This is a genomic window from Bradyrhizobium sp. AZCC 1610, from assembly GCF_036924515.1.
Lineage (GTDB): Bacteria > Pseudomonadota > Alphaproteobacteria > Rhizobiales > Xanthobacteraceae > Bradyrhizobium.
In genome coordinates this window covers 2,445,257-2,465,718 of record NZ_JAZHRR010000001.1, presented here as the reverse complement: position 1 = coordinate 2,465,718, position 20,462 = coordinate 2,445,257, and the positions used below count along the sequence as shown (strand labels likewise).

At 59.1% G+C, this 20,462-nt stretch carries 18 protein-coding genes; 2 read left to right on the top strand and 16 right to left on the bottom strand.

Annotated elements, in window-relative coordinates; all coding sequences use genetic code 11:
- Positions 1 to 14 precede the first annotated feature (14 nt).
- The 3 genes from tnpB to galE form a co-directional block, all read right to left on the bottom strand.
- A complete protein-coding gene (gene tnpB, locus V1279_RS11715; protein WP_334433644.1) occupies positions 15 to 362 on the bottom strand; it encodes an IS66 family insertion sequence element accessory protein TnpB in 348 nt (115 codons plus the stop codon).
- The gene (tnpA, locus tag V1279_RS11710; protein WP_334433643.1) at positions 359 to 733 is read right to left on the bottom strand and encodes an IS66-like element accessory protein TnpA; all 375 of its coding nucleotides are present in this window, start codon (positions 731 to 733) and stop codon (positions 359 to 361) included. Before tnpA ends, tnpB begins: the two co-directional genes overlap by 4 nt.
- Before the next feature lie 1,092 nt (positions 734 to 1,825).
- Positions 1,826 to 2,854 carry a UDP-glucose 4-epimerase GalE gene (galE, locus tag V1279_RS11705; protein ID WP_334435617.1) on the bottom strand — a complete coding sequence of 343 codons (1,029 nt, stop codon included), beginning with the start codon at positions 2,852 to 2,854 and terminating at the stop codon, positions 1,826 to 1,828.
- 754 nt (positions 2,855 to 3,608) lie between these two features.
- On the opposite strand from galE, the gene V1279_RS11700 reads away from it, so the two are divergent.
- A complete protein-coding gene (locus V1279_RS11700; protein WP_334435615.1) occupies positions 3,609 to 3,920 on the top strand; it encodes a hypothetical protein in 312 nt (103 codons plus the stop codon).
- Positions 3,921 to 3,943: 23 nt separating this feature from the next.
- Here V1279_RS11700 and V1279_RS11695 read toward each other — a convergent pair whose 3' ends face one another.
- Positions 3,944 to 5,281, bottom strand: a complete 1,338-nt coding sequence (locus tag V1279_RS11695) for a polysaccharide biosynthesis/export family protein (protein ID WP_334435612.1) — start codon at positions 5,279 to 5,281, stop codon at positions 3,944 to 3,946.
- Positions 5,282 to 5,318: 37 nt separating this feature from the next.
- Entirely contained in the window at positions 5,319 to 6,875 is a 1,557-nt protein-coding gene (locus V1279_RS11690) for an oligosaccharide flippase family protein (protein ID WP_334435609.1), read from the bottom strand.
- Positions 6,876 to 7,044: 169 nt separating this feature from the next.
- On the opposite strand from V1279_RS11690, the gene V1279_RS11685 reads away from it, so the two are divergent.
- Entirely contained in the window at positions 7,045 to 7,827 is a 783-nt protein-coding gene (locus V1279_RS11685; protein WP_334435606.1) for a glycoside hydrolase family 16 protein, read from the top strand.
- Between the two features lie 5 nt (positions 7,828 to 7,832).
- On the opposite strand, the gene V1279_RS11680 is transcribed toward V1279_RS11685, so the two are convergent.
- From V1279_RS11680 to V1279_RS11630, 11 genes are read right to left on the bottom strand one after another with little or no spacing between them, the layout of a single operon-like run.
- On the bottom strand, positions 7,833 to 8,897 hold the full coding sequence (locus V1279_RS11680; protein WP_334435603.1) for a glycosyltransferase: 1,065 nt from the start codon (positions 8,895 to 8,897) through the stop codon (positions 7,833 to 7,835).
- Complete coding sequence (locus V1279_RS11675) at positions 8,894 to 9,787, bottom strand: hypothetical protein (protein WP_334435600.1); 894 nt, start codon at positions 9,785 to 9,787, stop codon at positions 8,894 to 8,896. Before V1279_RS11675 ends, V1279_RS11680 begins: the two co-directional genes overlap by 4 nt.
- A gap of 2 nt (positions 9,788 to 9,789) precedes the next feature.
- Positions 9,790 to 11,037 (bottom strand): acyltransferase family protein, encoded by a 1,248-nt coding sequence (locus V1279_RS11670; RefSeq protein ID WP_334435597.1) that lies wholly within the window; start codon positions 11,035 to 11,037, stop codon positions 9,790 to 9,792.
- A complete protein-coding gene (locus tag V1279_RS11665; protein ID WP_334435594.1) occupies positions 11,034 to 12,323 on the bottom strand; it encodes a glycosyltransferase family 4 protein in 1,290 nt (429 codons plus the stop codon). The genes V1279_RS11670 and V1279_RS11665 overlap by 4 nt, the downstream gene beginning before the upstream one ends.
- A gap of 12 nt (positions 12,324 to 12,335) precedes the next feature.
- Positions 12,336 to 13,262 (bottom strand): glycosyltransferase family 2 protein, encoded by a 927-nt coding sequence (locus V1279_RS11660; RefSeq protein WP_334435591.1) that lies wholly within the window; start codon positions 13,260 to 13,262, stop codon positions 12,336 to 12,338.
- Positions 13,259 to 13,936, bottom strand: a complete 678-nt coding sequence (locus tag V1279_RS11655) for a class I SAM-dependent methyltransferase (protein WP_334435589.1) — start codon at positions 13,934 to 13,936, stop codon at positions 13,259 to 13,261. The genes V1279_RS11660 and V1279_RS11655 overlap by 4 nt, the downstream gene beginning before the upstream one ends.
- 29 nt (positions 13,937 to 13,965) lie before the next feature.
- On the bottom strand, positions 13,966 to 15,759 hold the full coding sequence (locus tag V1279_RS11650; protein WP_334435585.1) for a Wzz/FepE/Etk N-terminal domain-containing protein: 1,794 nt from the start codon (positions 15,757 to 15,759) through the stop codon (positions 13,966 to 13,968).
- A complete protein-coding gene (locus V1279_RS11645) occupies positions 15,756 to 17,189 on the bottom strand; it encodes a hypothetical protein (protein WP_334435583.1) in 1,434 nt (477 codons plus the stop codon). The genes V1279_RS11650 and V1279_RS11645 overlap by 4 nt, the downstream gene beginning before the upstream one ends.
- Positions 17,186 to 18,430, bottom strand: a complete 1,245-nt coding sequence (locus tag V1279_RS11640; protein WP_334435581.1) for a polysaccharide pyruvyl transferase family protein — start codon at positions 18,428 to 18,430, stop codon at positions 17,186 to 17,188. Before V1279_RS11640 ends, V1279_RS11645 begins: the two co-directional genes overlap by 4 nt.
- A 42-nt stretch (positions 18,431 to 18,472) precedes the next feature.
- Positions 18,473 to 19,642 carry a glycosyltransferase gene (locus V1279_RS11635; protein ID WP_334435578.1) on the bottom strand — a complete coding sequence of 390 codons (1,170 nt, stop codon included), beginning with the start codon at positions 19,640 to 19,642 and terminating at the stop codon, positions 18,473 to 18,475.
- Positions 19,642 to 20,343 carry a sugar transferase gene (locus V1279_RS11630; protein WP_334435575.1) on the bottom strand — a complete coding sequence of 234 codons (702 nt, stop codon included), beginning with the start codon at positions 20,341 to 20,343 and terminating at the stop codon, positions 19,642 to 19,644. The genes V1279_RS11635 and V1279_RS11630 overlap by 1 nt, the downstream gene beginning before the upstream one ends.
- Between the last annotated feature and the right edge of the window lie 119 nt (positions 20,344 to 20,462).

The window sequence follows — 20,462 nt, the reverse complement described above, 5'->3', positions numbered from 1 at the left end:
GCAAGCCAAATCCATCATCCCACCGACGTCGGACGCCAACTTTCCTGCGGATGGCGCCAATCGATCCCCGACAGCAGATAGCCGAGCTGCGCCGGAGAGATCGTTATCGCGCCGTCCGCCACGCTCGGCCACAAAAAGCGGCCTCGCTCCAGCCGCTTCGTGAACAGGCACGCGCCTTGGCCGTCGTGCCAGATCACCTTCAACAGATCGCCCCGACGTCCCCGGAAGCAGAACAGATGACCGCTCAGCGGATCGCGCCGCAGCACCTCCTGCACCAGCAACGACAGGCTCGCAAACCCCTTCCTCATATCGGTGTGGCCGGTCGCGAGCCAGACCCGCACCCCCTGCGGAAGTGGGATCATGGGCGCTCCAACACATCGAGAACCCGGCGAAGCGCCGCCGCATCGACACCAGTGTCGACGATCACGCGAGGCCCGTGCATCAGCACGATCTCGATCCGGCCTGATGCCGTGGTCAGACAGGACGGAGATGGCACGTTCTCCGCAGGGACGACATGTTCCGGCACCGACGTCTGACTGCCCGCCAGGGATTCGCCTCGGATAATCGCCGGTGCAAACACTGTGGTCTCATCCGCCTCGACAAGCCGGCCTTCCCGAGCCAGCCGGCGCCACGTGAACAATTGGCTCGCGGACAGCCCGTTTCGCCGCGCCGTCACCGACACAAGCCGTGGCCCGCTATAGCTCTCCGCCACGATCCGGTGCTTCGCGTCCAATGTCCAACGGCGCCGGGCTCCCGTCGAGATAACGTCAAGCCGAGAGGTCTTCGGAATAGGCGTATGCTCAGTCATACGCCTATGTCTTCACCGTCACATCATTTCAGGCAAGGCGGCCTTCGCCGGAGGAATACGCTTTATCGGCGCGCCATCCCAGTGGGAGCGCTTCGACAAGCGGCTCGCAAAACTCCAGCCGCCTTGATCCATTTGGGTCATGCTTCAATAGGCTTGGCCGGCTTCGCTCGGGAGTCCAGCCGTGCCACTATGGTGTCTTCGCAATACCGTTGCGGTCGCCCCGCAGCGGGAGAGAACCGACGCTGCCGTGCTTTCCAAACGCACCTTAAAATTTAGCCCCGAAAAGAGCTATCTGATAACGAACTCAGCGCTTTAGTGCTGGCTGCAGTCATCGGACTTGTCGGGGTCGAATGGCGGAATCAAAATCAGCTTGATTATTCAATGATTTCAGGGCGCATTTGGAAAAAAGGCCAAAAACGCTCTCTAGCAATTTCGATAGCTTGGCAGTCATTTCCAAATAAGCAAGCAGCCCTCGCAGGGAGGATCAGTCCCAGACTCCGCTGCGGTAACCGCATCGGTCACTATGACCTAACATGGTCTCCCCGTGAGCGGTAATTCGCCCCTTGGCCGCCAGTTGATTTCCGCTGTTGCCACTGCTTGTGCAATGCCTGCTTCGATATCCCTAGGCAAGCACCAATCATTTCCAGCGACGCTCCCTTCGAACGAGCTTTTCCAACTGCTGCAGAGAATTCAAGACCGCTTCTCAGCTCGATAGCGGCTTGCACTGCAGCCGACGATTTCTCTTTGTTTCGAGCTATGCGGCGCATGCGCCTATATTCCTTCAACCGCTCATCGCGTTTGACCTGTGAGGGGTGTTGGACGCCTTTCAGGCGATAGTATCGACCGGCCACCGACCCACGCGGCAAGCAAAGCTGAATCGATATCTCGGTGAAGCTTAATCCTTCCGACTTGAGCCGCAGAATGACTCTATCGCTTGGATACTCTTTACGGATCGGCATCGACTTCGCATGGGTTAGAAGTTCTTAATCGGGCTCAGTGAAACGCGTCGAATAAACTCTAAAATCGTGAGAGCACAGTCTGCCTTGCCTCGGATGCTTTGGCGCAGCGAAAGCTTTGATGCCATTTCCACGCTGAGCAAACGATAGTTGAGAGATCCGAATACTTCGGCGCGAAACCCAGAACCGCTTTGGCGCGCGCCGGATCGGCGACAAGCACTGGCGGATCTCCATGGCGTCGGGCTTTGATGGCAAAGGAGGGATTCCTCCCAGTTTCGGTGCGAATCTGGCGAAGGATTTGCTTTACGGAATGCCCCCGGCCCGTGCCTAAATTGAAGCAACCACCTGCTTCGCCTGAAACAAGGTACTTCAATGCCAATATGTGGGCATGCGCTAAATCCATGACGTGGATGTAGTCGCGGATCGCCGTGCCGTCCGGTGTATCGTAGTCATCCCCATAGATCGCAAAATCATCGACTTCTCCTTGGACGGCCAACAGGGCGCGCGGTATCAAATGCGTTTCCGGGTCGTGATCTTCACCGATCTCACCCGATAAATCGGCACCGCTCGCATTGAAGTAACGAAGGCAAACTGGTGCCAGCGCGTATGCCTTCTGAAAATCAGCCAACATTTCTTCGATGATCAATTTTGTTCTGCCATACGGATTCACAGGTTTCGGCAATTCGGACTCGCATATCAAGCCTTGGTGGGACTCACCATAAACCGCCCCGCTGCTGGAAAACACCAACGTCTTGCATTGCGTCTGCCGCATGGCGCGCAGCAGCGACAGCGTTCCTTCAACATTGTTGCGATAGTATTTCTCAGGATCGCTGACGGACTCCGCGACAAGACTTGACGCCGCAAAGTGTAAAACCGCGGTCACACCATGTTGCTTGATGCTATCCGCCAGATGCGACTGATCGCGAATGTCGCCTTCGATGACGGGTCCCCATTTGACAAAGCCCCGATGCCCCGTCGAGAAATTATCAAAGCAGACCGGCCGATAACCCGCGTCAGCCAGCGCTTTGCAGCAATGGGAGCCAATATAGCCAGCGCCGCCCACCACAAGAACACGATTCTTGTCACTCATTTCCTTTTACCCCTCGGGCTATCCACCATACCACCAACGATCAATTCAGGTTTCGGTACATCCCTTGGAACAGGCTAACGCGCCGTTGCCGCAAGCAGAAGTGCGGAAAAATAGAGGACCCATTTGGCATTCGACACATACGCAAAGACCTCGCAGAAAACGCTCTGTCCTTCGAAGGTTTTGCTGCTGCCTGCGATCGGGAGAATGAGCGGGAGCGCCCCAAGCAGTAGACACAGCGCAACTAGATCGGACTAATCTGCCCACCACAGGCACGTCCCGCAGCACAAGAGACGTGGATCGACAGATACTTCAAACTGTCAGCCATCGAGAGACCTATAAGCCTTCCATGTCATCAGGGCTTTCTTGCAGTGTTGACACCTGACGACGTCTCTATCCCTGAGCCTTTGCGGCGGCGCAATTGCGGGACAACCGCACCAATCGCATGCAAAGTCTTCTGCAGTTGTCATCCTGCAACTCTTCGCTTCTCGATCAAACCGGCGATCGTTTTGCTCGGCTATAGGCGCATCCAGCCCTCCCAATCCTCCCGAAAGAGGGGGGGCGGCGGGTCCAAAATGCGATCCTGGCGCGCCCGGTGCGGTTTCTGCCGAGTTTTTAGGCACGGCGCGCTTATTGATTTGTTTATGCATCTTGAAAGTAGTATTTGTCGCGGGATCGGAAGGACAGTTCTATAGACGCTGGGCAGAACACGCTTGGACCATGTCGCCGACGCGATATATCGCAAGGATTACCGAGAATGCTCGCAGGTCTGTTGTTCACGGCCGCAGGCTTTGCCTGCGGCTTCATCGTTCGACTAGGCGGATTTGCACTCGGCCTAGCAGTGCTTTCTGCCGGATATGGCCTACTGCTCTGGTGGACTGGCGCCTCATTGAAGGTGTTGGCCATCGAGCTGCTGTTGGCCCTGCTGTTCTTGCAGATCGGATACGCCGCGTTTGTCGTCGCGCGCGTTTTTTTCGCGAAGCTGAAAGCTCGCTGGCCCGGATTTGGGCGATTGAATTCCAGCCTGCATTTTCTTCGCACCGGCAAGACAGACCATTCTACGAGATGAATCTGCGACATAGCTTCGCCCTCTTACTGCCGGCTGGATTGCGAAACCGCGGTGGTGCCGCCCTCGATGTTTAGCGCTGTTGCCGCCACGCTCGTGCGCGACATTGATGCCGTGGAATTCGGTACTGTGCGGTCGACCTCGACGCGGACCACATCGCCAGGCTGCACAAGCGTTCCCTCATCCGCTGAAAGCGTTGCCATCACCCCGTCCTTGCGCCGCTGTACAAAATAGGACAGCGATTTTCCGACAGTCCCTTGCGGCGTGATCCGTGGCGCGGGTACCGCTTCAGCGATGAGGGTTTCAGACGTGGTCATTCGATTGATCAGTTGTTCGATATTCGCCTTGGCCTCACGTAGTTCGGACGAGGCTTTCGCCCTGCGGTCCTTGACGAGATCGGTTGCGTCGCGCTCGGCCTTTCGCATCTCCTCCCGGGCCCGCACGAGAGCCGTGTCCACGTCCAGCATTGCGCTTTGCAGATCGGCGGTAACTCGCTCAAGCGCGAATTCGCGCGATGTGACCGCGAGTCCCTTCTCGACCAGGGACCCGACGGTCTTCAGCTCGCGCTGCGCCAGAGCCACTTGCTTTTCTTGAGTCGACCGCTTGCTTTCAAGCGATGCGATTTCCTTCTCATATAGCGACCGCAATTCCGAGAATGCAGTGAGCTGCGATTGCAGCGCGTCGCGCCGCGTAGTCAGGATCGTTGCTTCCTCCGCCAGCAGGCTGCTGACATCCCTTTCACCAGCAAGCTCTGGCGGGAGCGAGATCACATCCTGCTCGGCAAGTTCAGCCTCAAGCCGGGCACGGCGGACATATGTTCGTCGCAGCTCCAGGCGAGCAGCTACGAAACTTCCCGCCGCGTTTATCCGTTCGCGTGTCCCGGCTTCGCTCGGCCGATGCAGTCCACCGGCGACACCCACCGCCTGCAAGACAGTCAAGCCTGGCCGAAAGGAAAATTCACCCGGACGGTCTACGTCACCCAGCACATAAAACGGACGGTACTGAACGATCTCGACAGCCGCCTCTTGGGCATCCATCAGGCCGGTACGCTTGTACAACTCGGCCGTGATCGCGCGCGCGAGCTGGCTGCTGGTGCGCCCCTCCGCCGTGATCTCGCCGATCATAGGCAACGACACGCGGCCTTCCGGGTTGACGGTGTACTCAGCGCCGAACGGTATCCATTCATAGTATTCCGCCTTGCCCGCCCGCCACTCGACAACCTTTACGCGCAGCTTGTCTTGCGGACCCAGCAGATATTCGGCACTCAGCGCAGGCGCGACGAAAAGCTGAATTGCCCCGATAGCCACAAGCAGCGCGCCACAACGCCGGGGCATGGCGCGTATGAACATTTCTGAACTTGTCATCGCTATTCTCCGAATCGCGTGATCCACATCACTGATCTCATGGCAGCAGCATTTTTTCGTTGCGCTTCGTTGTACTGACGAAGGCTATGAGGCGGGTAGCGATCTCAACGAGAGCCGGCGGCAACGGCCGCGTGAGATTGCTCAGGAATGCCACATCGCTGGATTCAAGCGCATTTGCGACGCGCAGCGCGATCAGATAAGTGACGGCACCCGCAACGATGGCAAACGGCACGCTTGAAGGGTGGCCAATGGCTCTGATGCAAATCGACGCCGCTGCAGCGCTGGCGAGCGCCGCCGCACCTAGCTTAAGTACCGCTACCACCGGAAAAGCGAAGCCAAGCCGCGACACCACGAACCAGCAGCCCAGGCTGATCATCAGGATCTGAATGGCGACGCGCGCCAGCGCTGCCCCCATCAGGCCGTACTCGGGGATGAGCAGGAAGCCGGCAGCCAGTGCGCACGCAGCGCCGCAAAGAGAACTTGCAAAGATGAAGTCGCTTCGTTCCAGCGCTTGCACCAGACTCGTGGCAACCGTTGACAACACGCTGAGCGCCGCAACGGAAACGAGAATCATGGCGGCGGGCACAGCAGAGGAAAACTTGCCGCCATAGAGAACCGGCAGCAGTTCGGGCATGATCGCCGCAGTGCCAAGGCAGATCGGAAACACCAGCGCCGCCAGAAGCCGAACTGCGGCGGCAAAATCGTCCTTCATGCCGTCCAGTTCGTCGCGCCCGCGCTTCTCAGCGAGCGATGCTAGCACCGCGCTGGTCAGAAGCATGGGACCCTGGATGGCAAGCTGGGTCAGCGCCAGGGCGATGGCGAACATCGCCACTGAATCCATTCCCCAGTAGCGCTCCAGAAAGAACAGCTCGATCCGTGACCAAACAAGAGCGCTGGTGACATTTGCGCCCCAGCAGAAGAGCGCAAATAAAGTCACGCGTCGGCTCAGGACGTGATCGATTCGCGCTGGCCCGAACATCATCGAAATGCATACGACCGCCGGGAGCAGCATGCCCGCTGCATAACCTGCCAGCGCGCCGGTGACCTCGAACAGGAGCGATCCGATCGTAACCAGCACGACCTGAAGCAACAACGACGCGCCCGCGATGCGCGCCGCCGCGCCAAATTCCTGCCGTCCTCGCAAATGAGCATAGACATAAGTGGTCAGCGCCTGGCCCACGACGAGCAGACCGACGAGTACGACAAGCAACGTCGGTGCGCCCGGCGCCGTGCCACCGCTCAAGAACTCCGCGACAGATTGGTCGCCATAGAGACGTACCAGCATGACAGCGCAGGCAGCCGCCGCCAGGACTGAAATCGCGAGCCGCCGCGCCAGTATCCTTCCCAGATGCTTCGCGACTTCGCTCTGACCGCTTCCACGCAGAAACGGGACGAACCGCCCAACGGCCGACGATAAACCCAGATCGACGAACGGTGCGGCCATCCACACCAGCCAGATGACGTAGGCCACCGATCCCGTTTCCTTGACGCCGAGCGTCCGAGCCACGGCAATGCTGCTGAAAAAACTCGCCAACGCGACCGCCCCGCCGGCAAGCGCGCCAAGTATTGAATTTCTTGCAAAGCGGTTAGACATCGGGAGCACCGCTCAGCTTCGATCTTGCATGCCGCTTGTTGTCTGCTTGTCGAGCGAGACGCCTCTCGAGCTTCCAACCGATCCGATGAATGACATTCCACACATGTGGAGTTATAGTTCGTTCGAATCCGTGGCTTCCCTCGCAACAGCGTGAGCCGGTGACATGCACATGCGATTTTTCCTGCTTCTCCTTCTGATTGGATTGCCGACTTTCGTACGCGCGGAGACCGGCGACGAACTCAACCTTTCGGATTTCACGCAAACATTCACCGAGGATTTCGACTCGCTCGCCGTATCTGCGTGGGGACCGGGAACGCGCTGGATCGCCCACACGCCGTGGAACGGAGACTTTGGCAGCGCGGTTTTCGTCGATCCGAAGCCGGGTTTTCCATTCACTACTCGGGACGGCCACCTTCGCATCGAAGCCGCGAAGGGCGCGGATGAGAAATGGCGCAGCGGGCTTCTGGCATCTGTCGACCGGTCGGGTGTAGGCTTCGCCCAGCAGTTCGGATACTTCGAGATGCGCGCCAAATTTCCAGCGGGCAATGGTCTCTGGCCGGCGTTCTGGCTGATCGGACTCGATCGTTCGACTCACACGTCCGAGGTCGACGTGGTCGAGCACTACGGGCACATGCCGGCGCGATACACCGCTTCGATCCATGTGTTTGATCGCAAGGAACCCAAGAAATCCCGCACGATCCATCAGCGCGTCAATGTACCGGTCAACTCGCTCTACGAAGGCTTCCACACCTACGGCGTCAAGACCGACAGCGAATGGACGCGCTTCTATTTCGATCGGCGCGAGGTCGCGAGCGTGCCGACACCTGCTGAGCACCGTCAACCGATGTACATGCTGATCGACCTGGGGCTTGGTGCGGGATGGCCGATCGAGGAGGCGCCGAATCCGTCCTACATGTACGTTGACTATGTTCGCGTCTGGCAGAAGCGTTAACGCGGTCATGCAGCTATCCTCGCTGCGACGGACAGAAACGTGTCGATCTGCCGATTGAAATCGAGCGCAGCACGGCGCGAATGCGCCAGCGCCGCCTGTTGCAGCCGCTGGTAATATGCATCGTCGGTCCACATCCGCTTCAGCTCAGCGGCCCAGCGTTCGGCGGGCGCATTGTACCTGATGATGGCACCACCAGCGCCGACCGTTTCAGGCAATGCACCCCGATCGCTTGCCAGGACTGGGATGCCGCTGAACTGCGCTTCTGAAACGACGCGGCCCCAGGTCTCCGCCTCCCATTGACTTGGCGCTAGCAGAACGCGCGTGGAGGCGTAGATCGGAGACATGTCGTTGCTGCGCTGGACCAATTCGACGTTGCACAGCCTGCGAAGGCGCGAGTTCAGTTTCGCGGCCTGCCGGATTCCCAGCGGCCACCCTTTTACGAAGCGAAATGGAATTTCCGGACATTGTTCGGCAATTGCGAGGGCGACCTCGACGCCCTTCTCGGTAACCGGATTGATGAAAGTGACAAAGCGGCGATCACCCGCCATGCAATAACGCTCGGCTCGAAACACCGGCGGAATGACGCAAGCCTCAATGCCGAACCGTTGGCGAAACCGTGCGGCAGTGAATTCGGAGTTGGCAATATAGGCGCGAAACGGCAAACCGGCGGTCGATCCGGTCCAGCGTCTGCGGCCGATGTCGAATTCAAGCCCGTGCAGGTAGGCAATCGGTGGCACGCCGCGACGAATGAAAGCCTTGGCAATCTCGATCATGTTGCCATTCTGCACGACGACAAGACGAGGCTGCGGCAGTCCGTCGAGTTTGTCCCAAGGACTGCGCGACAGGTAGACATCGTAGCCAAGCTGCCGGTCCACTGAAATGTCAGTGCCGCGGAGGAAATTGACGGCGGCGCGCAATGCGCCGTCCACCCGCCGCAACGGTAATCGTGACAACACCGATGTTCTGACCCCACGTCGGTTCAGTTCGAGCGCAAGCTCATGCGTATTGATTTCCAGGCCACCTACGACGTAGGGAAGGTATGACGTGCCGCTGGCAAGCAGAATGTTCACGAGTTGCCCCGGTTCGATGCCATTGTTGCCACTTTGGCGGCCTTGACATCCGGTTGCCGCTTGGCCGTGAGATAAAGCCATTTCTGGGTTCCAGTTCGCCGCTCGTTCATCAACTCGACGGCAGTGTGGGGCATGAACCTCGAAAGCTCCGGGATGATTGCCGATGGGAAATCCGCAAGCGAACGCGGCCGCGCCACGATCTGCTCGATGACGTGCGTTCTCGTGAAGCGCGCCATCAGCTTTGCAGTGCAGTTCGGCACGAACGCGTCATGCGTTTCCACGAGGATGTCGACGTCCGACAGACCCGCCACCTTGACGGGGTCGAGCATGTCCACCTCCCCGCCCTCGATATCGGCAAGAACCAGCGCCGGACTGTCGAGTTCGGCGAGTTCGCTGCTGAGATCTTCCGGACGGCAAAAACCCCTGAGTTCGAACCGCGAGGTCACGCCATTCAGCTCCGCCGCCTGGGCCAAGCCGGCGTGATGTTCGTGCGCCCCTTCGAAGGCGATCACCTTCGTTCGCGTCATTTGTCGCAGCAAGCCGATCGCGTAGTACCCGTCGGCTGCGCCGACATTGATGATGCCCGGATAGCCGCGTGCAATCACGCGGCGCACGACGTCATGCAGCTCGATTTCCTGCGTACCGAGAAGATAGCCAAGCAAATTCCTGCTCGAGACCGGCGTAAGGCTCAGATGCATTCCCCTGAACGGGCCGGAGAGAACTGTGTTCGCCGCACGATGCCGAACCAGTGCCGCGGCAACATTCCAGCGCGGCATCGCAAGCCAGCGCACCAACGTGCGTACCGATGGCGGAAGAAGCCTTCGGTAAGCACGATAGACGCTCATCGCGGCGGGATAGGCTTCGATGGCATTCCAGGTTGCGTGCTGCATGGCTAGCGGATCCTTCTGGCTGCGATGTTCTGGGGGACGTTCGTGCGGCGAGACGCCGTCAGATGCGACGGCTCGAACTGCGGTCCGGCGCCTTTTAAGGCGCCGGCTGTCGTCTCGACGGCCTCTCTCCGCGTCGGGTCTGGGAAACCGCCGCGTCGCAGTGACCGACGCGTTCTGACCAACGCAATCAGTTGCCGCAAGCGATTGCAGACAGGCTGTTCCACGAACCGATGAATCGCAGCCGATGCCAGAATCGCAGCGGCGGCGGAAACGGAAACGAAGATCCAGGACCCATCTCTGCCAAAGGACCACCACCACAGCTTCTCGACGGCGACAATCGCGAAGAAATGGAAAAGATAGAGGCTGTACGACGCGTCCCCCAACCGCACGAGCTTTTGAATAAACCATCCGGTGTCGTCGATTCGCACCATCGCACAAAGAACCACGCAGACTGCACTGATGATCCAGAATGTAACCAGCCACTCGATTGAGGGCGGATGGATCCCAACGAACGTTGCAAATAACGAGATATCAACAACCAGCATCGCGGCCAGGAGGCTCAACAGGACCGCGCTGCTGCCATTGGCACGCATGCCTTCGAAGAAGCGAGCGACCGCTCCGATCAAGACGCCGACGCCGAACAGTAAAAGGATAGGAGCAGAATAGAACGTAATCAGGCTGGTAGGCTCGCGCGTATCGGCGATCGGCTTGAAGAACGTTCCCGCCAAAACAACGCCAGCCATCGCAAGAAGCAGCACAGCCAGTCCCTTCTTGCGCGGCAGGAAGAGCACCGAGGCAAAGCATGCGTAGAACATCATCTCGTAGTTCAACGTCCAGCCGACACCGAGGGTCGGCCGCATTGCCGCCGTGGCGCCCGGCTCGACCGCGACGGGAATGAAGAACAGCGAGCAAATCAGCCTGTGGGCGTCAAGACTGGATCCGTGACGAAGGCGCAGCGCAACTTCAACCGCAGTCGCCAGCCAATAGATCGGAACGATCCGGATTGTGCGACTGGCCATGAACCGCCCGGGAGCACCGGACACACCAAAGTTGTCGTAGTTCGTGTACGACATGATGAAGCCGCTGATGATGAAGAAGATCCAGACGCCCAGGGCGCCCATGTGATTCGCAATGTCTTTCGTCGACTGATCGGTCGGCGCCCATTCCGCCTGCCGCAGGATCGCATGGTCTAACACGACAACCTGTGCTGCAATTGCACGCAATACTTGGATCGCGGAAAGCTTTTTCATCGCGCTGCTGCCTCCTGCAAGGCATCGCTATAGTGCGACAAGAGCCGTCGCGACCATTCAGCGGGGGTCAGCGAGAAGCGCGCGGCGTTACCATGGGCCACATCGCTCATCGAGGCGACGAGGCCGTCGTTGGATGCCAGACTCGACAGGAGCTCGCCGAACGCAGCGCGATCATAAGGGTTGCAGGACACGCCCGCTCCGACCTCCGACAGCTCGTCGGCGATCATCGCGAAACCGGAAACAACAACGGGCAAACCGCTGGCGAGCGCTTCGAACGCCACCAGGCCAAACGGCTCACGGTAGCGGCTCGGCATAACCAGCGCGCGGGCATCGCGGACAAACGCAGGGATTTCACTCGCGTTCTTCCATCCGACGCATTCCACCTCTGGATAGATGTCTTGGAGCCTGTCTTCGAGTGGACCACCACCGATCACGCGCACCGGCACCTTCGCATCGCGGGCCGCGGCCAGGAAGAGATCGACACCCTTATCTTCTTCGAGTCTTCCGACAAACAGAAATACCTTGTTCTGTTCGGCTTCGATGCGCCGAGCGTGCCACGGCGTGACGGGGTTGCGTAGCGTCGCGAGCCGAGTCGGTGGAATTCCCCCACGCTCGAGATGCGGCAACATGCCTTCGTGCACCGCGAGGACTTTGGCGCCGATCGATACAAAATCAAATGCAGCGCGACGAATTTCCTGACGTGCCGATCGCCACAGCTTGTGGGCATAGTTGCGCCGGTCACACGAGCAAAGCACGCACGACGTGCTCATTGGACGTAGAGTACAGGGACTTTCTTTGCGGAAGTCGAAATACCCGCCGTTTGGACAGACCAGGAAGAAATCATGGGCACTGACGATGAGGCGCCTTGCGACCGGGCGCAATGCATAGAAAACGGAGGGCGACAGTATTTTTGACCAGCCATGGAGGTGGTAAACTGTACCAAGCGTGTCGTTGGCGGCAATCCAGTCGGCGAGCCGTCGCTCCGCCGAGGCATTATACAGCCCATGGAGCATCGCCCGCGAACGCGGCATTCGAAGGATATGTTCGCCGCCCACTGCGACAACATCCGCGTTGCGGAGCCGAAGGTCGGAGTGTGTCCCTCGGTCGCCGGTGAAGTAGGTGACCGGAATTTCCGCAGCATCCAGCAATGCAGCAGACTGCAAAGCGACGTTGGTGGCGCCACCACGCTGATCGGATAAGTCGTTAATGATAACGACCCGCTCCGGCACAGGTCGTACCTGCAGCTCCCCCAATGACGGATGACAATTGTCAATTACTCGGAGCATCGATGACACACTCTATAAATTCAGTACGCGTTCCGGCGACAGGCGTCCGCCCATCAGGTCGAGCAGAGCCCGAATGTTGCCCATCAGCCGACCGGCGCGATCGATGTAGGGCTCGGGGCGAAACGTCTTCGCGACATTGGCTGCGAGATTGCGGCTCATGAGCTTCAGCGCCTTGCGGCGCGAACACGTGCCTTTGCGAACCAGATAAAGCGGATTGGCGACCTGCGAGTAGCCGAGGCGGCGGCCCGACTGACGGCCGGATTTCGCGCCCAGATGGACGCCGCGCGCCGCGCTGATCTTCACGATCCGGCCATACGCTGCCATGCGACGGCTGAAGTCCACATCTTCCAGCCAGCCATAAAGCGGAAGGGTCTCGTCAAACGTCAACCCGCCTGCCCGCACGGCGTCGAGACGGATGGCCATGTTGCAGCCATATGCGTTGTAAACGTCCACAATCTCTCGTGTCGATGCGGCGGCCGAGCCGTCATCACGGAGCATATTCAGCGCATCGTCGACGTCCAGCCCGGGACCAAGAATTCCGTCGGCGACGACGCGGCCCGTGCCGACAACGACGTCGGGTGCGTCCTGGAAGACCTGTTCGACAACTTCGAGGTAACGGGGAGAGGGCACGAAATCGTCATCAAGGAAGATGACCACGTTGAAGTCCGAAACCGCCCTGAGGATCGCATTGCGCTGTATCGTCAACCCCCGATCGCCCGTAATGCAGCGAAGATCCGGCAGATCGGTATTGACCCCCGAGACATCGGCCATCGACGGCGCTGAGACTACGATCGCGTCGGGGACGCGCGTCTGCTCGCGTAAGCGTTCGAGCACGCGACGGAGAATGAGCGGACGCCCCGTCGTCGCGATACCTACCGCAATCCGGAGCGCCGCGTTTTGCGCTCGCTTTGCAGACAGCCCGAGGGGAGCACGGTTCATTCGGACGCCCTCACCGGCTCGAACGGCTTCTGTGCGAACGCCCAGACCATGACGGGATAGTCGGGCTCATTACGCAGCGATCCGAAGAAGCCGCGCTTGCGCCACGCCGACAGGTTCGCCTTGAGGCACGCCCGGTTGCCCCAAGCAAAGGTTTGAATGCCGGTCTCGGGAAATCCGGCCTCTTGCAGGAAGTAGGAAAGTCCCTCGGCCGTCCAACGGTTGCAATCGATCGGCGACGGGTGATAGCGGACGAGAAACGGCGTCGCAATGATGAAGTAGCCGCCCGGTCGCACCATTGCGTAGACGTTGCGCGCCGCTCGTGCCGGCCATTTCAAATGCTCGAAGATCTGGTCGGCGATGACGAGATCGAACTGCTCGGTCAGTACATCCTTGCAGATATCGAATGTCGGATAGCTCGTCCCCGTGAACGACTTAAAGGCAAACCTGCTCCGCCATTGTGAACCGGCCGAGATCTCCATCACGCGCAGTTGTTCCGGCGTAAGCTGTTCGATGAACTCGAAGGCGTGGCGATACATCGCCACACGCACCCAGTCCGTCGTATCGTAGCCGATCGACGTGAGACATTTCTTCATCGCCGCCTTGAGACGGGGACGATTTCGAATGGCCGAAAGCACGGTAGATGCCGAAGGTGCCGAAATGGTGCTGCTGGTCAATGCACGTCCTCCCGTATGTCCCGCCGTCGTCATGACCAGGTCTTCCGGACAATCGCCGGCACGCGGTTGAGAACGGCGCCAAGCACCCTCCCACCTGCCAGGTGCAACTCGACCAGACCGTCTTTAGCTTCGTCGATCGTGGTCTTCCCGTAGGCCGTTACAACGATCACCTGATCAATGTACGGAATGAGCGGCTTCCATTGATCCGATGAGAACAATGCCGGCAGGTCGACGATGATCCGTTCGAACTTTTGTCGTGATTCCTTCAGCACCTCCGTCGTCCGCTCGATCAGGCGCCGATCGGTTTCGCCCTGCTGCAGGTAGCTGTTAGCGGACGGCAATAAGGCCAGCGTCAAGACGCCAAGCTCGGTCACGGCGTCGGATTCAGGCTGCCCGTTCGATTGCGCTTCAACCGCCGTTCCGGCAAGTTCCTGGCTCAACGTCCGGCTATCCGCGCACCCATCGACAAGTAGCGTTCGAGCGCCACTCTTCGCATAGTCATTCGCCAGACACGCGGCAACGGTCGTTGACCCGTCTCCGTCGGAGCATGCTATCACTCCGATGCACATAACTCCTGAATTTGCTGTCAGCGCCGCGACTGCCGTTCTTATTCTTCGGAGATCGGTCCTTGTCGAAACAGACAGGCGACCTCCAGCGATACCGCCCAGGATGTCCGCAACGCCTCGTGTCTCAGCGTTCCTGCTGCGCCACGGAAGCTTCCAATCCCGCCAGACGCTCGCCTCCCAAAGATCGTTGATTGGACCGAGCGGTTTCACGCCGACATCCGCACTCAACTGCGCCGGCGAGCGAACAGTGTGATCGCTGGAGGCGCGCGCCGCTGCAAAAGCCGTCCCACTCAGGCCTCCGAGGACGATGGCAAATCCAAGAACCAGAGACGTGCGGGGACTGCTCTTTCCCAACGGCGCCGACGCCCGGGAAATGATCCGCACGTCCGCTTCTGGATAGCTGATGCGCTGCAGCGTCTCGTTATACTGATGCTGAAAGCCGTCGTATATCTTGCGATAGCTGCTCGCGATGCTCTCCAGCTCCTCGAGCTTTGCACGAGCATCCTGGCTGGACAGAGAGTCACCAACGGACCGGAAGTTGTTGACCTTGCGTGCCGCCTCGAACGCCTGCTGCCGCAGGGTCTCCAGCCGCTCGGAAAGCCACTCACCCTGCTCTTTCGCCAGCCTTGATTTGGCCTCAACGATCTCGCGGATGAAGGATTCGGCCGTCGCGTTGGCGATCTCCGCGGCCGCTTTTGGTTCGGCGGAGGAGAATGCGATTTCTATGACAAGAGACTGGCCAATCCGTCTTATGGATAATTTTTCGGCGAAACGTGATGCAGCCTCGCGCAGGTTCGCGGGGTCTGCTTGGCCCGCCTCGCTCGCCGCCGAGGCCCGCGAGGTCGGAGTTAGCCACGCCAGAATTCTTTCGCCGACCGAAGGCGACGGTGCGAACTCCGGCCTTTGCTCCAGCTTCAGCCGGCCAATCACCGAATTGGCGACGCGATCCGACTTTATCACCTCCATCTGGCTCTCGACGCGGGACTGGTCCGACGTCATCGCGGAAGGCATTGCCACCGTGTTGAACAGTTCCGCGCCGCGGGTGGTGTCGATGATGAGACTGGTCGAGGCGATGAATATCGGCTGGGCCGTCAGGAGGTAGATCACGGCAGCAGTGACAGTCGCTGCCGTGAACGCAAGGATCGTCCTGAGGTTCTGTATGAGAAACGCAGCGATATCCCATACACCAAACACCTCCTCGCGACTGTCGCGCGAGTCCCCCAAGGCATTTGTTGGCGAAAAGAATGACTGCGTCATTGCGCCCCCTGCAACCTGAAATGATATGCGCCGACCAAAGCGTTGCTTTCCGCCTGCTCCGATGCAACACGCGCGCGCAATCTCCACCTGCTGGCCGCAAGCGCGAAGAAGATGGCAAACACCAATCCAAGGTCGACGCTGGCTGCAGAAATGCAGGCTGCGCCTGTGAGTGCCATGCACGCACGAAACCCTGCTCGTGCCACGACATCTTCAAACGAGACCAACCAGCCGGTCGAAAAGGCCGACGCCAGCGTCACAACGAACAGGATGAGACCGAGCACGCCGAGATTGGCGAGCAGTGCAACCACAAAACTTGATGACCGAACGCTACCAGGCCCGGCGCCGAAGCCCCAGGTGTCCTGGAAATTCTGCAGGGCATAGTGGTTCCAGCGCATACGCTCGATTCCGGACTGGCTCGCGAGTTTGTTCGAGACAGTTGCGTCGAACAGGCCTGTCAATGCGGACCATACCGACGGCATGAACATGACAACGACCAGAAGTAGAACCGGGATCAATGCGACCATGGTCAGATAGCCGCAGTCCCTCTTCGTGGCCTGACACCTGCCAAGCTTCAGAAGTGCACCGAACAGCATGAGCAAGGTAAATATCGCGAATGATCCGTAGGCTGTCGTGGAGGTGGACAGCAGCAGCGATATCGCAAGAAGAAGCGAGAGCGCCCCGGTAAGACGGGTACGAAATCCGTCCAGCCAAAGACTTAGCGAAAACGCGTAGAAGCCGAGCGCCGCATAGCTATAGGCGCCTGCTTCGGTGAATGTGCCGACGATACGTTTGAGGCCGCCGATTTCACCGGCTTCAAGCATCCGGTAGTTGGCGTTGCGTAGCCAGGAGAGCAAAAAAGCCGTCCCGGTATAGTGCGTGACGACGTCGACGACGGCAAAGAAGAGGAGCGCTGCCGCACTCGCAAGCAGCGCGTTGGTAATTGCCTTCGCTTCACCGCGAACCATAAGCGCCCAGACGCCCATGAAGCAGACAAGGTTCGCAACGAGATATGCTGCCTGCGTCGCATTGCTTGCCCGCGGTCGCAACGGAAGGCTGACAATTCCGATGCCCGCATCGTTGCGTGCAAGCGAATAGGCATATGTCAGCCCTTGAAACAACCGCGGCATGAAATAGGCGGAAACAACGGCGTAGACCGAGAACAACAGTATCCAAAAGCCGGGACCTGCCGTGGTCAGGCTTTCGATTGCCGCCACACGCATGCGTGCCCGCAGAACGACAGAAAGCACAAAGAATCCAGTTAGGACCAAAGCCGGAGGGACACTTGCGTCACCCAGCGCCGGAAGCTTGAGAGCGGCGGCGGCCCCCAACAAAGTGGAAAGGGCCAGCAGCCAGAACGCCGCAACCGGACCTCGCCACAGCCCCCAGAAACCCGCCAAAACAGTCAAGGCACCGATAACCTCGATAGTCATGAACTTACCTTGCTGAGCCGCATCGTGTGCAAGTCGGATTCGTCACGCTCAAGGAGTCTCGGCCTTGCTTTACGTTTCACGAGCAGCGCCAGCCGATCGATCGACGCATTGGTTAACTCCAGCACGCGTTCATGTTGAACGTTGCAGATTGACTCCGCACGAGCGCTGTCCAGCAGCTCCGGCATCGTGCGCACGGTCTCTGAGTTGAAATCTACGAGATACTGGCTGCAGCCGACATTCGCGAAGAAGGCTGCGAGCTTCGGATCCCAATTCAAGCCAATGTGAACGACGCCATAGGAGTATGCGAGGATACACGCGTGCAAGCGGTGCGCGATGACAGCATCGAAGCTGCCGACCAACTGCGCGAGCTCCTGCGGCGTCTTGCAATCTGGCGCGCGCGTCAACCGGTCGCCCGCGGCGTCGATCGAACCGACGACGTTATCCAGGCATGTCTGATCCTCTCGGGCGCCGTTCGAGAAGCAAGTCACGTCGTATCCCGACGCCAGCAGTTCGCGCACGAGACTTCGATAGAGCTCCACAATTTTCGGACTGTCGGATTGTTCCTGACCGTGGTGTCGCAATACGACGGGATGGGTTATGCCGACGCCGACAACCGGTCGTTCGCGATGCGGCCGATCGGATACTGGCCACACTTGCGAGGCCAGCAGACCGGGATCCGGCGTCACGACAACGCCCTTGACGCCGCGACGACGCAACCGCCTAGCAGACTCTGTGTCCCGTACCCCGGCGAACACCAACTGCTCCGCCTGCAACAACGACGACATCAATGCTGCGCCACGGCTTGACTGGCTCTCGGCGACACCGACCCCGAACAAAGCGATGGGCACATTGTTCCGCCGGCATTCTGACGCAACAATCGATAATTTGACTGGAAAATTGAGATCGCCGTCCTGGATCAGTTGGCCGCCACCTACGATCGCGAGATCAGCATCGCGCAATGCACTTCGCCAGATCGGTCGGCATTTCCTCTTCAAGCGGAGCCGAAGGACAACCTCGACCAGTATATCGCGCAGGATCGACGGCATCGCCTGCAATGCCTTCAACGCAAGGACACGACCACTTGCTTTTGCCCGGCGGTCGCGATCCGTGCGACCGGCAAGGTCAAGGGCATTGATGTTGATGCAAGTCAGCCGCCGCGCAAGTTCAGCTTCGAGGCACTCCGCGATCACGCCGTCGCCGAGATTCGGACTAAACTTAACGTTGAAGGTGACGACCCTCATAATATTCCACCAATCAAAACTGGAACGGCTATTGACTCACCCCTACAACGACCGGCTGGCGTAAATAACGCGCGGCTCCGCGCGAGACGGAATCTGATTTCGGCGACCGACGGCGGCGGTGGCATCTTCGCGTAGCGCCCGTTCGACCGTGGCCTTTATCTGACGCTTGAAGCGCTCTCGGCTGAAGCCGGCCGCGTGCCGCACAATGTCGCCAGTGATGAAGTCGATAGTCTCGGCGCGAGCGATCGCGTCCTCAAGCGCCTCGACAGTCTGGCTTTCGAAGAAGACACCGGTTACGCCATCAACGACAGTTTCGGTGGCGCCGCCGCGGCCGAATGCAATGACCGGTCGACCGCTGGCCATCGCTTCGACCGGAACGATGCCGAAATCCTCTTCGCCGGGAAAAATGAGCGCACGGCAACGCGCGTAGTGATGGCGTAAAGCGGCGAACGGCTGAGGTCCCAGCATAACGACATTCGGACGCGCGCGATGCTTGAGCGCGTCGAACATCTCTCCACCGCCGATGACAACAAGTTTTATGCCGGACACATTGAAGGCGTCGACAACGAGGTCGGCACGCTTGTAGGCAACCAGCTCTCCGACCATAAGATAGTAGTCTCCGATTTCGGAGGCTGGCACCTGTTCGAAGGCGTCCACGTCAACCGGCGGGAATACAACCTCGGCTTCGCGACGAAAGTATCTTCGGATGCGGGACGCAACGGTTTGGGAGTTCGCAACAAATAGATCGACGCGCGCGGCTGAACCTTGATCCCAATTCCGCAGATAATGGGCGAACAACGTCATTGCCATCCGTGTCACGATGCCCGACGTCGACCTGTAGTCATGGTACATGTTCCAGATGTACCGCATCGGGGAGTGGCAGTAACAGACGTGCACGGCATGCGCGGCGGGGATGACACCCTTCGCGGGCCCCGATTCACTGCTGATGACAAGATCGTAATCGCGAAGATCGAGTTGCTCGAGCGCGAGTGGCATGAGCGGCAGGTACTTCTTGTACCAGGATTTTGCGCGCGGCAGCCTCGCGATGAACGACGTGAAAATCCTGTGTCTTGCAATCGTAGCGGAGAGCGCTTCATGCGCAACCACATGCGTGAAGATGTCGGCGGAGGGATAGAGTTCACACAAGGCATCGAGGACCTTCTCGCCTCCCCGCATGCCGACGAGCCAATAGTGTACGATCGCCACGCGCATCAATACGTACCTTTGGCTGCGATTACGGCGGGAATGGTTTTCACAATGATCTTGAGGTCTTTCCAGAATGACCAATTTTCGATGTAGTCGCGATCCAACGAAACGCGGCGTTCGTAGGAGACATCATTCCGACCGCTGATCTGCCACGCACCGGTCAGACCCGGCCGGGCCAAGAGGTAGTGCTCGGCGCTCGGTCCATACATCTTGACCTCGTCGAAAACGATTGGTCTCGGACCCACGATGCTCATATCGCCGCGGAGGACGTTCCAGAGCTGCGGTAGCTCGTCGAGGCTGAGTTGACGCAGCACCCGTCCAAGTTCGGTCACTCGCGGATCGCGCTTGAGCTTGCGTGTTTCAGCCCACTCGGTTGCAGCATCGGGGAAATCGCGAAGATGCTGCGCAAGAACGGCGTTGCCGTCCGTCACCATCGTTCTGAATTTGAGACAGGCAAACCTCGACGAACGAAAGCCGACGCGCGTTTGCTGGAAAAACACGGGACCGCGATCGGCTATTTTCAACAGCAAGGCAATGAAGCAAAAGAGCGGAGCGAAGACCAGCAGAGCAGTTGATGAAATCACGACGTCCAGTATCCGTTTTGGGAAACCACCAACCGGATATCTTGCCGTTTTCTGCGTTATACTCTTGTCGATGAGTAGTTTGACGTCGGTCGTCGCACTCTTTGGCAATGGAAATAGCTGCATTTGAACACACGCTCCAATGAACATGCAGACCAGCACTTCTCGTTCCGCGAATCGCTGCGCGGCAGCCTCAACTTAGGTCTCGCTATTTGTGACGCTGCCCGGAATGAGCAGGGCCGTTG